Here is a 12,935-nt window from a genome sequence, read left to right as displayed (position 1 = left end):
CCTGTAAAGCTTTTTGCTAGAGACCGCCGTAAGTATCTCCGCCTTCGCCGCTCCACGTTATCTCCACGAAGGAGGATGGATTGGTAGACGTCGCTGTTTTGGAACCGGAAGCGTAGAGCCCCCCGGCAACACCGGTCATCGTATAGTCGGTATATAATTTGTTCGAAGTATAGTTCGTGTAAATCATCGCTCCCGACATATTGGATGCGGTTACGTTCTTAAGCTCCAAATTGCTTCCGTAGGACACTCCGTCCGAGGCCGTGGTTTTGCTTGTTCTGAACGCCTGGCCCGTGGCTGCATTGTTTTTGACCGTGGTGTTGATAATCTGTACATCATTGGCCCGCATGAATATTCCGTTGTTGCCCACGGTTGATTCCGGCACTGTATTCTGAAAGTCAACCGTGCTGCCGATCACTTTGATATGATGCGTCCCCTCTTTAAAATCAAAGCCGTCGTTTTTGGTTTGTATGGCGCTGCAGTTCAGGAATGTAATATAACCGCTTCGATCCGGATTCGGCAGTGTGGTCCAGTTCTGATCGGCATCCCCCACATAGAAGCCCTCGCCGAATTTTCCGCCTTGCCCCGCACTTTGGGCGGTACTGTTCGAGACAAGCCAGTATTGGCTGTTTTTTCGAATCTTGAACGCTTCTGCGGTCGTATTTTTGACCGTTACGTTGGTAACGTACCCATGTGAGGCTTCGATCAGAAGACCTTTGTTTGATTTGGCATTGGAGTTAATCGTCACATTCTCCAGCTTGTAATAGCTGTTCTTGATATGGAATGCGGCATTTCCCGCCGATGCCGTGAAATGAAATGTAGCTCCGCCGCCCGTGCCGCGAATCGTGATGTAATTGCCTGACGATCCGCTCCTGGAGGTTGCAATGGTTCCATCTGACACCGAGTAGGTCCCGGATACTTCGATAATGTCACCGGGATTCGCACTGGCTAAGTAGCTCCGCAGCGTCGCAACGTCACCGGCCGGGACCGTTTTGGTTGCTGCCTTTACAATATGACCAGGGTAGAATGCAAATACAAGCATGAAGCAAAATAAGGATACTATGCCAAACTTGAATGATGGCTTGATCATCATGAAACCTCCTCGCTATTTTGGACACTATTCATCGTACAGTCGCATTTTTTGCCTTATGTTCTTTCTGTGCGAAACACATCACCTCACTTAACGGGGATCAGATTCATTGTTTAAGCGCTCTAATTATAATCCAATCCGAATACCACATTGCTGCTTGAAAATATCATAATTTCGTCTGCATTCGATACTGGAGAGGCGTCATACCGTACTTTTTTTTGAACATGGCGATAAAATACGAGGGGTAGTTGAATCCGGTCTGTTTACTGACCTCTTCGATTGTCAGAGAAGGCAAGCCAAGAAGCGTTCTGGCTTCCTCCAAACGCTTGTTGTTCGTATATTCGATGATGGTCATGCCCATCTGGTCTTTGAACAGCTTGGACAAATAACTGGGGGAGAAATGAAGTTTCGCAGCCATTTCGTTAATCGTAAAGGATAGATGATAGTGCTTGCCGATCCACCTTACCATGGCGCCGACAGGCTCGATCGAATCAGCCACTGTATGATACTTGAAGCCCCCGCTGCGATCCGGCGGGTAAATATGGCTATTGAAGTAGGTGAAGAAATGAAATAAAAACAGGGCGACAACTTCCTTCTGGACCTTTCGCGGAACGCTGGCCAGCATCTCATGCAATTGCAGAAATTGATTTTCCAAATATAAAGCATCCTTGGATGACAGATGAAAAACCTGATTGGACCACGGATGCTCCAACAATTGTGAAACAGCGGTTGTCAGCTGCGGGAGTGCGGTGAAGAAGCGCTCGATGACAGAGGCTTTGATTTTCAGCAGGCTGCGAATGTAATTCGGCGGTACGATGACTTTAATATGGTGAATTTGAAAAGGTTTAATCAATACCAAGGTGCCAGGCTTCAGCGAGTACGTTTGATTATTGACGATGTATTTCCCGGCGCCTTCGTGTATGTACAGGATCTCCAATCCTTCATGATGATGAAAATATTCCACAGGCTCTGTATGTACGCTTCGGTAGTTGAACAGATACAGATTGTCACGCCAGGGAATCGAATGGTGAATTTTCATCTGGAACCTCCTTATGCATGAATGATAGGGATGATGGGTTCAATTACAGGGCTTCAAGCATTTCGCATACATCGTATGCCTAACCCTTCAAATCATGCTTCTGCGTTTGACTGCAGCGAGCGAATATCGCGTACAAGAGGGAAAACCGGGAGGCTGTCGAACACTTTATCATAATATATATGTTAAAAAATGCTGCTATGACGGCATAACGGGGGTTATGATGTCCACGCCTATTTTGTCTACGAAACTGTATATACCTTCTCCCCGGTCGGGGGCTGTTCTTCGACCCCGCTTGATCGAGCGTTTGAACGAGGGGCTGCGATTGCAACGTAAGCTGACTACGATTTCCGCCTCTGCAGGCAGCGGTAAAACTACGCTGCTCAGCCAATGGATCAAAGACTCACGACTGCCCGTCGCCTGGCTGTCTTTGGAGGAGGGGGATCGTGAGCCAGTAAGATTTCTGGCTTATCTTGTGGCTGCCCTGCAAACCGTCGGGGTTGATATCGCAGAGGGCATCATAAGCAAACTCCAAGCTCCATCCCCACTTCCTCTGTCGGTCGAAGCCATCGTCACGGCCATCCTTAATCACATTGCGACCATGGGGAACCGTTTCATTCTGGTTCTTGATGATTACCACGTAATTGATTCCAAACCGATAGACAGCGCTCTTGGCTTTCTCATTGAGCACATGCCGCCGCAGATGCATGTGGTTATCGCCAGCCGCCAGGATCCTAATCTGCCCTTGGCCCGGCTGCGTGCCCGGGACCAGTTGACGGAAGTGCGGACATCGGACTTGCGCTTCACATCTGCTGAAACCTCTGAATTCCTGTGCCGCTCCATGGGACTGGATTTGTCAGCAGAGGATGCGGCGCTTCTCGAATCCCGCACGGAGGGCTGGATTGCCGGCCTGCAATTAGCGGCGCTGTCCATGCAGGGCCAGCAAGATGCCGCCACCTTCATCCGAACCTTCGGCGGCAAGCACCGTGACGTACTGGACTATCTGGTTGAAGAAGTGCTGCAGCAGCAGCCTGAGAGTATTCAGGATTTTTTGCTAAATACCTCCATTTTTGACCGGCTGTGTGGTCCATTGTGTGAATATATTCTTCGTAGCGAAGACCGTGATGCTCCGAAGAACACCATCTCCGGGCAAGAAACCCTGGAGTATCTGGAGCGCGTCAACCTGTTCATCGTTCCGCTGGACAAGGAGAGGCGCTGGTACCGATATCACCACCTGTTCTCGGATGCGCTTCGGCAGCGTCTAACCCGAACGGGTGCTTCTGCGGCTGGCGGAGAGAGGGACGTGTCCGAATTGCATCGTCGTGCCAGCGAATGGCATGAACGTCAAGCTCTTCTGCTGGAAGCTTTTCAACATGCGATTGCCGCTCAGGATGTGGATCGCGCCGCACGCCTCATTGAAGGGGAGGGGATACCTTTGATCTTCCGTGGAGCAATAGGACCTGTGCTCCATTGGCTGGATTCCTTGCCTAAGGAAGAAATGGATGCAAGGCCCGCGCTACATGTCATGCATGCTTCCGCCATGTTAATGGTCGGTCAAATGACCGGTATCGAACCTAAACTTCAAGCCGCCGAAATCTATCTGCAAGCTGCGGAGGACGATTATACCCGGGATCTTATAGGGCATATCGCCTCTATACGTGCCACCCTTGCTGTCAGCAAACATCAGCCGGAAACCATCATGGCGGAATCACGCCGGGCCTTGGAATTCTTGAGTCCGCATAATCTGCCCGTGCGCACAGCGACAATATGGACGCTGGGATATGCCTACCAGCTGCAGGGGGAGCGGGCCGCGGCTGGCAAGGCTTATCGGGAAGCCGTGACCATCAGTCAGAAGATTGGGCACATCATGATCAACATGATGGCGACGCTCGGACTCGGAATGATTCAGGAGGCGGAGAATCTGTTATATGCAGCGGCCGAGACGTATCGGCGCGTTCTGGATTTAGCAGGTGATCCTCCGCTGCCGGCAGCGGCGTGCGAAGCGCATCTGGGACTAGCCCGAATATGCAGTGAGTGGAATGATCTGGATGCCGCGGAACAGCATGGGCAGCAGGCCCTCCACTTGGCAGGGCAGTTCGAGCATATAGACAGGGGCGTGGCTTGCGAGGTATTTCTCGCAAGGCTGAAGCTTTCACGGGGAGCGGTGAGCGAAGCGGCTGCCATGTTAGACAAGGCGGATCACTTCGCCCGTCAGCATCATTTCACGCATCAGCTGCCCCATATTGCCGAGGCACAGGTGCTTGCCCTGCTGCAGCAAGGGAATGCCAGTTCAGCGTTGCAGCTTGCCCAGAAGCTTGAGCTCAAGCTAAGCCTAGCCAGAGTGCTGCTCGCACAGGGGGATACGGCGGCAGCGCTGGTGATGCTCGAACAACTGCGGACGGATATGGAAGTTAAGGAATGGGTGGACGAACAGCTCAAAGTGAAGGTGCTGCAGGCTTTGGCCCTTCAAGCCCACGGTGAGAAGCTGAAAGCCGCACAGATTGCTGCGGATGTGCTGGGGATGGGCGAGCGGGGCGGTTTCATCCGGTTGTTTATCGATGAAGGGGAGCCGATGCGGCAGTTGATAAGCGCAGCAGCTGAGAGCAAATCGAAGCAGAAGATAGACAAATCGAAGCAGAAGCAACTGTTAAGAGAAGCTATAAAGAAACCCATGCACGACTATCTGGAGCGGCTGCTGCATGCATTTGATGCTGAAAGACTCGAAAGTGGTGTTACATCAGTATTCGTTCCAGGGTTTGTTCAGCCTGCGGAGTCCCTGATTGAGCCGCTAAGCCGGCGGGAATTGGAGGTTCTGCGTCTCATTGCCGATGGGCTATCGAATCGTCAGATTAGCGAGAGGCTTTTTGTTGCGCTCAGCACCGTGAAAGGGCATAACCGGATGATTTTCGATAAACTTCAGGCCACGCGCCGTACCGAAGCTGTAGCGCGTGCGCGCGAGCTGGGTTTACTGTAGGTGACGGTCGGTCGCAGAATCGCTATTCATCCATAGCGATCTCCCTTCCAATATCGCTGTTCATGAGAAAACCATACTGCTGTTCATAAGAAAACCATACTTAAGTATCTATGTTCCGGTACCCTACGGCAGATATACTGATTGCAAATGCGAGTTTGGAGGAAACCCATGAAAGCAATGGTATGTACCGCTTATGGAGCGCCGGATGTTTTAAAGCTGCAAGAGGTAGAGAAGCCGCTCCCTAAGGATCGCGAAATTCGGATCAAAATTTACGCCACCACCGTCAATTCGGGGGATTGCCGAGTACGGGGATTACGCAGTCCTCTTTTGTATAAGATTCCTATGCGATTGGTGCTGGGTCTGAGAAAGCCAAGACAACCGATACTCGGGGTGGAGCTGGCGGGGGAAGTAGAAGCGATAGGCAAGGATGTTACGCGATTCAAGGTAGGCGATCAGGTCTTGGCATTCAGGGGAATGCGATTCGGTACGTATGCCCAGTATATCTGCATGCGCGAAGACTCATTCTTGCTGATGAAGCCCGATCATGTAACTTATGACGATGCCGCCGCCGTATCTTTCGGAGGAACGACGGCCCTGCATTTTCTAAGAAAAGGGAATATCCGGCAAGGGCACAAGGTTCTGATTTATGGAGCGTCCGGTGCGGTGGGGACTTTAGCTGTACAGCTTGCCAAGCAACATTATGGAGCAGAGGTTACCGGCGTTTGCAGTACCGCGAATGTGGGACTGGTGAGGTCGCTCGGAGCCGAGCGGGTCATTGATTATACAAAAGAGGATTTGACCACAAGCGGAGCGCGATACGACATCATCCTGGATGCGGTCGGTAAACTGCCGAAATCCAGATGCAAGCATTTGCTCACCCCGGGCGGGAGCTATGTAACCGTTGAAGGGCAAGGGGTGGCCAAGGTGCTGATGGAGGATCTGAGATTGCTTGCGGAGCTGCTTGGAAAAGGGAAGATCAAGCCGGTCATCGACAGAAGGTATGCATTGGAGCAAATGGCTGAGGCCCACCGGTACGTGGATGAAGGACGCAAGAGGGGCAGCGTTGTCATCACGGTGGGCCATGATCATTGAGGGAAAGTCATCATTCACGGCGGGGCATGATTATGACAGCAGATGAAGCAAGGCATCATTCAAGGATATTGACAGCCATCCAAGCATGCCCCGGACCACGCACCGTGCGGGTACAGGGAGCAGTGCCACACGATGTACTCATTTACCAGCCGATCCTGCAGAGGGCCGGCTTTTCTCATCGGAATGAGGGGGAGCGGTGATCAACATCCGGATGATAGCAGGAAGAAATCTCTGAGCCTTCTATGGAAGTAATATATAATGTGATCACAAGAATGAAATGAATTTCAAGGGAAGGACTGCTGCACACGATGTCCAAAGCGGATAATATGCTGGCTATTCTATGGCTGCTGAAATCGCGAAGAAGAATGACCGCTAAACAACTGTCGGAGGAGTTGGGCGTGCATATTCGGACGATTTACCGGTGCATTGATGCGCTGTGTATTTCCGGCGTGCCTGTCGTATCCGAGATTGGGCGCGATGGAGGTTACTCCATCCCGGAGCATATCAAGCTGGAGCCGCTGTTTTTTGAGGCCGATGAGCAAAAGGCGCTTCTTCATGCAGCCGCATTCGCACGGGAAGCGGGCTATCCCTCCGAAGAGCCGCTCCATCGAGCTGTTTCCAAAATTAAACGATATACGAATCCGGAGCAGCTGGAGCGTTTGGAACGCCACAAAAACAGTATAGAGGCCATCCATCCTCCTACTGCTTCTTCGCTCACCAGGATACTGCATGAGATCGAGGCGGGGATCGATCGGCAATCCAGTCTCGAGATCGATTACACCACAGGCTACGACGGTATGAAACAAACACGTATCCTGGATCCTTATGGACTCGTCCATTGGAAAAGTAAATGGTACGCGGTGGGATATTGCCATCTGCGCGGTGAAATTCGCTGCTTCCGTGTCGAGCGTATGAGCGATATCCGGCATACCGACAACATGTTTGAACGTCCGGCGTCGTTTTCCCCGCGGGAGTACGCATTGGACAGCTTGCTATCGGGGCAAGGTTCCGAATCCAATCCTCATTTGGTTTCCGTGCATATCCAAGGAATCCCACAAGCTTTGGACGATTTATGTTCGCATTGGCTGCTCAGTCAAGCCCTTGTCGATCGTACGGCGGAGCATGCGGTGTTCAGGCTGGATGAGCATACGTTATACACGCAAGTTGCCTACTACCTTTTGTCGTTTGGCGGAAAAATTCGAATCATGGGGCCCGATGAACTGAAATCAGGCATGATCGACATTGCGGAGTCCCTCTTAAAATATTATCAATCCTGAATACAAACACTGACCTTCTTTGTCAGTGTTTGTATTATATAATGAACACCATCAGATAGTGTCAGGGAGGAGAGAGTACGCTGATGGCAGGCTCTATTTTTAAACAAGAAGTGATGAAGGTAACGGGACGTTCTTGGGAAGAATGGATTGTGGCCCTTGGGCAGGAAGTGGGCCCGCTCTGGTCCCATGAGCAGATCCGAAACCATATCGTTGAGCAGCATCAGGTATCCGGGGAATGGGGCGAGTGGATCGCCGTCATGTATGAGCAGATTATGGGGCGGGTGCAGGTCGGCGTATCCAAAGATGCCGGGGTGCAGATCGGGGTCAGAAAAACGATGGCCGTGACGAAAGAGAGAGTTTGGGATTTCCTCATGTCTTCTGAGGGGCTGTCGTTATGGATCGGAGATGTCCCTTCTCTGGAGCTGCAGGTCGGGCATGAGTATGAGTCAAAGGAAGGCGTGTCCGGCAAAATTACCGTGGTCGTACCTTACCATAAACTGCGCCTGACCTGGAAACGCAAGGAGTGGGACAACCCATCCCGGCTGCAAATCTATGTGTTGTCCACGAATACCGGAAAAACAACCATCGCGATTCACCAGGAGATGCTGGATGATGTTTATATGAGAGAGATCATGAGGCGTTATTGGGATGAGATGCTGACTACCTTACAAAGCCAGATTATAGCACCAAAATGAAGAGATTCAGTCATATGGATCTGAGGGTCCGTAGGGGTAGGTATGTTGCCCGAGGAATACTAGGCCGCAGTATGAGTCTGGTGGATATCTGCAAGAACTGATGCATGCTCACGTAGGTACTGCCATTACATGCGGATTTTAGAGATGTTATAGGTACGGTCTCGTGTTTGACTGTTGCAAGTGTTGATGTTTATTATGCACGGTCTTGTGTTTGACTATTGCTACGTTATGAGGACAGAGGTTCCGCTATTACGTCTCGATCGGTGGGTTTTGGGCTATATGAGGACACCAGATCCGCTATTACATAGAGTATAGCGATAATTCGTGGTATTTAAAGTAAATAGCGGATTCTGAGTCCGGAAGAACGGGTAAAGTGGCTGTTTATTTCGGAATAACGGATCTGGTGTCCTTAGTTTGTTTAGTTGTCTATTGGATACTTGTAATACTTGTAATACCTGTAATGCCTGTAATACCCGTAATGCCTGTAATACCTGTAATACCTGTAATAACCTGTAATACCTGTAATACCTGCAATACCTGCAATATCTGCAAGAACTGCAGGATGCTCCGTCAGTACTGCGATTACAAGCGGAGTTTTATAGGTGCGTGTTCGCAGTTTATTACAAGCGGAGTTTATAGATACGTTCTCGTTGATGAGTGTTGCAACGTTATTTATGAGGACTGTGGTTCCGCTATTTAGCCTCGATCGGTGGGTTTTTGGCTATATGAGGACACCAGATCCGCTATTACATAGGGAAATGCGATAATTCGTGGTATTTAAAGTAAATAGCGGATTCTGAGTCCGGAAGAACGGGTAAAGTGGTTGTTTTTTCCGAAATAACGGATCTGGTGTCCTTTAGTTTGTTTAGTTGTCTATTGGATAATTGCAATACTTGCAATACTTGCAATACTTGCAATACTTGCAATAACCTGTAATACCTGCAATATCTGCAAGAACTGCTGGATGCTCCCGTAAGTCCTGCTGTAACAAGTGGAGTTTCATAGGTGCGTGTTTGCAGTTCATTACAAGCGGAGTTCATAGATTCGGGCTCGTTGTTGACCGCTTGCTATGACCAGAATCTGGAGCTCGACCAGTTTATGCAATAAGCGTCGGGTATGCCGGTCACTCACCCTAAGATGATTAGCGAGTTCTAAGGGCGTTATCGGTCGCAGCAATCGCCGCGCAAATCGGACAGCTTCTGCCTCCAGCCAACTTAAGGACGCAGGTACATCTGTTGCCACAAATCTGCCGACGAAGGATAAGATGAGCTGCTGGCACTGTTTTGGCTCATCGACGATGGAGGGGTAGGCAATGGGAAGGAATGTCCAACCATCCAGTGCCAATAAGCAGTGACGGCGGCATAAATCCTTAAACCTTCTTACGTCCAGATCACGGGCATGTGGACCGTATCCTTGGATTTCGATCCCTCCTCTCGCATCACCGGGCATATAGGCAAGGTCCAAATAACGATAACCATTGCCGAAATCGCGTACTTCCCATTCCGGATGCAAGTCATTGAAATTACCGATCGCCGGAAACCATACCGAGCGCAGAAACTCGACGGTGCCGTGGCCCAACCCTTTATGAAGGATCTCGAGCCTGCGGGGATTTGTTTCATTCAGGATATTCGTGTGCATCCAAAGCTCATATTGTTGATCAAACCGTGACATGTTCAAATTTTCCCCCTCAGTATCAGATGGAATGCGATTGCGCTAGAACATAAAAAAGCCGCCCCATACAATGCAACCCAATCTTTCATTGGGGCACTTTGCATAGAAGCGGCGTGTTCTTCACGTCCTTATGATGGCTAGTATAACTCGTGTTTTGCGGGTTTAGCAATAAGGTATTGCTTTCATATTATGCTTGACAGCGATATAGTTCGCCAATTGATTTAAAAAGATCTGAAAGCCTGATCTTCGCAAATTAGGTCATTGAACCGCTTTCTGTTACTACAGGGAGCGTTTTTTATGTTGTTCAAATAAATATGACGTCATATATGATGCGATTAAACAAATACACGAATATATATTGTGTATTATTTATTTATAATGTACATTAATCACATAAGATGATTATAAAATATGCATTATTGGAGGTGGATCGAAACCAGACGAGTTTGAAGCGAGAAGGGGAGGTTCAGTCCTGCAATTAATCAGGAAGACGATGGCTGGGAAGTTCGAACACAAATCTGATACCAAGAGAGGATGAGTGAAGCGTGAACAATTCCATTAAAAAGGTGAATATGGGTGTCATCTTGTGCAGGCATTGCAACTCTCAAATCGATACGGTGGATACGAATCGAATTGTTACTTTTTATAGCGTGTGCGATCAGCCGGAGTGCCAGCAGTTGCACAGCCGTATGCATATATCAGTAAGTAATGTAATAGACGAAGAGTAATGATAGGAGAAGGTTGTTCCCATAAAAACGTACCACTTAATGTGGTGCGTTTTTATGTTGAACGAATATGAGATTGCTGTGTACTCTATCGTGCTTGTCAAACAACAGTGCTTTAAGCACTTGTCTAACTACAATGCTTTGTTCACGTACAGCGAGTACTCTATTCACGCTTGTCACAGTGCACCCTGTCGCGCCTGTCAAACTGCGAGTGCCCCGTACTCTTTCCACCTGTCAGTCATAATCTCTCAATCGAATGAAATGGCATGGTTGACTTGATGAAAAGTGGTACTTATAGCTGTCTATCCATTCATGCTAAGATCAAACTGAAAATATCCCATTCTTGATGGGGAGATACCCAATCCACTTCATATGCAGCAGACTGGAGGTTATCATTTATGAAAATATTCGTAGCAGGCTCTACTGGCGTTATCGGTCAGCGGTTGCTTCCGAGGCTGGTGCAAGCTGGTCATGAGGTTACAGGCATGACCCACCATCCTCAGCGAAAAGGGTTGATCGAATCATGGGGAGCAAGGGGGATCATAGCAGATGCTTTTGATCGGGAAGGGATGATAGCCGCGATCGGGGAAATACGGCCGGATGTCGTTATCCATCAGCTCACTTCGCTAAGCCAATGGAATCTGGAGGATAATGCGAGGATTCGAATGGAGGGTACCCGTCATCTGGTAGAAGCCGCGCAGATCCATGGCGTTAAACGAATGATTGCCCAGAGCATTGCCTGGGCTTATGAGCCCGGAGATCATCCTGCCACCGAAGACGTCCCCTTGGATGTCCAGGCGCCTGCGCCGCGCAAGTCCACGATAGACGGGATCGTCTCGCTGGAACATGCCGTTGCACAAATGCCGAATCACGTCATTTTAAGGTATGGTATGTTTTATGGCCCTGGCACGTGGTACGACGCCAACGGGGTAATGGCGGAAAAGGTACGAACTCGAGCTCTTCCGGCAACGGATGGCATCATGTCATTTCTCCATGTCGAGGATGCGGCGAATGCCGCTCTGCAGGCATTGAACTGGCCGGCGGGTCCGGTCAATATCGTAGATGACGAGCCTGCTACAGGTACGGTGTGGCTACCGGTGTATGCCGAGGCGCTGCAAGCGCCTGCTCCAGCATATCAAGCGGGGAGTAAGCGCGGCGAACGGGGTGCTTTCAACGCCAAAGCCCGGCAGGAGTACGGTTGGCATCCGCTGCACCCCACGTGGCGAACAGGGTTCGCGCATTCGCTGAGATGAGAGCGCTTAGCGATGCGCCAACCGGTTCCACCGTTAAGAGTACATACACAAGGAGTATGCTATTCACAATGGACACCGTAAAGGAAGGATTAGCATATAGAGCATGTCCCGGACCACGCACCGTGCATACAGGGAGCAGCGTGCACGACTCCAATGGAGACGCTATAGGGCTCCCAATCATCATGCTCCCTAATATGCTGAAATCTAAATACCTGCCGGTCCAGTGGTATGATTCATTTAGCCCCTGTTGATATGGGAATGAAAAGAAAGTTATAGTTAATAGAGGAGATTATGGCCATGAGGATGAATAGGAGCCAGGATCAAACTGAGTGGACTTACCATAGAATAAGAGCCAGAATCCAACTGAACCGAGTTGACTAACCATAGAACAAGGAGGGGCTAGCATGACAGAACGGCTGCCATGTCGAAGCGAAGGCTGTTCCGCAACGATATTACCGGCAACTGCGGCCAAGACCGGCGGTTATTGCATGCCGTGCAAGCAGGAAATGGAGCGCAAGGAACGGCAGCGTTACATAGAACAAAATCGGAGAGACATCGACTTATACGAAGGGATTACAGATCCAGTAGAGATCCTTAAGATCATGCATGCCCCGCTGAGGCGGGATCCATTGATTCGATATATTCCCTATCCTCTGAAAAGAGAAGAGGTCTATTCAGCATTATCACCAAGTGAGGCCGAGCGCATGCTGACTATCGCCCTTGATCTGCTGGAAGCGGGCGATGAGGACACCTGCCAGGAAATTGTGGTTTCCCTGGTCTGCTATCAGAACAAGTCGCTTGAATCCTGTATCCCAACATTGATGGAGCACGGTATCTATTACCCCGGCATTTTGTTCAAAGATGCATCTGCCCATAGCCGCGACAAGCTGCTACAACAAGTAGAACAGGACAAGGATAACCGCAACCATCTGCTGCTTGCCCTGGGTTGGATTGGGGATGATCAGGTTGTGCACCAATTTCAAGAATGGCGGGCCGTGCCTCCATCATGGGCAGAGGAACTATATGTTCCGCCTGAAGCTTATGCGCATGAAGGGGGATGAGAGCTTACGGAGAAAGGGAGCAAGCGCCTATTATTCTATCATGACAGCTACGCCATAGAAAAAA

The 12,935-nt window shown here is 49.8% G+C and carries 9 protein-coding genes; 6 read left to right on the top strand and 3 right to left on the bottom strand.

The genetic code is table 11. The annotated features are described in order from the left end of the window. Positions 1-16: 16 nt before the first annotated feature. Together MKY48_RS25100 and MKY48_RS25095 are read right to left on the bottom strand one after the other, a co-directional pair. Positions 17-1,087 carry a hypothetical protein gene (locus MKY48_RS25100; protein ID WP_339291482.1) on the bottom strand — a complete coding sequence of 357 codons (1,071 nt, stop codon included), beginning with the start codon at positions 1,085-1,087 and terminating at the stop codon, positions 17-19. A gap of 166 nt (positions 1,088-1,253) precedes the next feature. Next, the gene (locus MKY48_RS25095) at positions 1,254-2,126 is read right to left on the bottom strand and encodes an AraC family transcriptional regulator (protein WP_339291481.1); all 873 of its coding nucleotides are present in this window, start codon (positions 2,124-2,126) and stop codon (positions 1,254-1,256) included. A gap of 220 nt (positions 2,127-2,346) precedes the next feature. Here MKY48_RS25095 and MKY48_RS25090 point away from each other — a divergent pair, with 220 nt between their 5' ends. From MKY48_RS25090 to MKY48_RS25075, 4 genes are all read left to right on the top strand, one after another. Then, positions 2,347-5,097 carry a LuxR C-terminal-related transcriptional regulator gene (locus MKY48_RS25090; protein ID WP_339291479.1) on the top strand — a complete coding sequence of 917 codons (2,751 nt, stop codon included), beginning with the start codon at positions 2,347-2,349 and terminating at the stop codon, positions 5,095-5,097. A 168-nt stretch (positions 5,098-5,265) separates the two neighbouring features. Next, the gene (locus MKY48_RS25085) at positions 5,266-6,189 is read left to right on the top strand and encodes an NAD(P)-dependent alcohol dehydrogenase (protein WP_339291477.1); all 924 of its coding nucleotides are present in this window, start codon (positions 5,266-5,268) and stop codon (positions 6,187-6,189) included. A gap of 308 nt (positions 6,190-6,497) precedes the next feature. Continuing rightward, positions 6,498-7,466 (top strand): YafY family protein, encoded by a 969-nt coding sequence (locus tag MKY48_RS25080; protein WP_339291475.1) that lies wholly within the window; start codon positions 6,498-6,500, stop codon positions 7,464-7,466. 83 nt (positions 7,467-7,549) lie between these two features. Then, on the top strand, positions 7,550-8,161 hold the full coding sequence (locus MKY48_RS25075; RefSeq protein ID WP_339291474.1) for an SRPBCC domain-containing protein: 612 nt from the start codon (positions 7,550-7,552) through the stop codon (positions 8,159-8,161). 1,023 nt (positions 8,162-9,184) lie between these two features. Here MKY48_RS25075 and MKY48_RS25070 read toward each other — a convergent pair. Further along, complete coding sequence (locus MKY48_RS25070) at positions 9,185-9,832, bottom strand: transcriptional regulator (RefSeq protein WP_339291472.1); 648 nt, start codon at positions 9,830-9,832, stop codon at positions 9,185-9,187. A gap of 1,123 nt (positions 9,833-10,955) precedes the next feature. Here MKY48_RS25070 and MKY48_RS25065 point away from each other — a divergent pair. Then, positions 10,956-11,810: an NAD(P)-dependent oxidoreductase gene (locus MKY48_RS25065; RefSeq protein ID WP_339291470.1), complete on the top strand. Its 855-nt coding sequence runs from the start codon at positions 10,956-10,958 to the stop codon at positions 11,808-11,810. Between the two features lie 404 nt (positions 11,811-12,214). Next, positions 12,215-12,871, top strand: a complete 657-nt coding sequence (locus tag MKY48_RS25060; RefSeq protein WP_339291468.1) for a hypothetical protein — start codon at positions 12,215-12,217, stop codon at positions 12,869-12,871. Positions 12,872-12,935 lie beyond the last annotated feature (64 nt).

The organism is Paenibacillus sp. FSL W8-0187, assembly GCF_037969755.1.
Taxonomy (GTDB): Bacteria; Bacillota; Bacilli; order Paenibacillales; family Paenibacillaceae; genus Paenibacillus_AQ.
Note: the sequence above shows the minus strand (reverse complement) of the source record. Positions and strands in the feature narration are given on the sequence as shown.

Bases quoted from the DNA above. Each gene is read 5' to 3' on its own strand.
- MKY48_RS25080 (WP_339291475.1), top strand. From the start codon at position 6,498: ATGTCCAAAGCGGATAATATGCTGGCTATTCTATGGCTGCTGAAATCG.
- MKY48_RS25070 (WP_339291472.1), bottom strand. From the start codon at position 9,832: ATGTCACGGTTTGATCAACAATATGAGCTTTGGATGCACACGAATATC.
- MKY48_RS25095 (WP_339291481.1), bottom strand. From the start codon at position 2,126: ATGAAAATTCACCATTCGATTCCCTGGCGTGACAATCTGTATCTGTTC.
- MKY48_RS25085 (WP_339291477.1), top strand. From the start codon at position 5,266: ATGAAAGCAATGGTATGTACCGCTTATGGAGCGCCGGATGTTTTAAAG.
- MKY48_RS25100 (WP_339291482.1), bottom strand. From the start codon at position 1,087: ATGATCAAGCCATCATTCAAGTTTGGCATAGTATCCTTATTTTGCTTC.
- MKY48_RS25060 (WP_339291468.1), top strand. From the start codon at position 12,215: ATGACAGAACGGCTGCCATGTCGAAGCGAAGGCTGTTCCGCAACGATA.
- MKY48_RS25065 (WP_339291470.1), top strand. From the start codon at position 10,956: ATGAAAATATTCGTAGCAGGCTCTACTGGCGTTATCGGTCAGCGGTTG.
- MKY48_RS25075 (WP_339291474.1), top strand. From the start codon at position 7,550: ATGGCAGGCTCTATTTTTAAACAAGAAGTGATGAAGGTAACGGGACGT.
- MKY48_RS25090 (WP_339291479.1), top strand. From the start codon at position 2,347: ATGTCCACGCCTATTTTGTCTACGAAACTGTATATACCTTCTCCCCGG.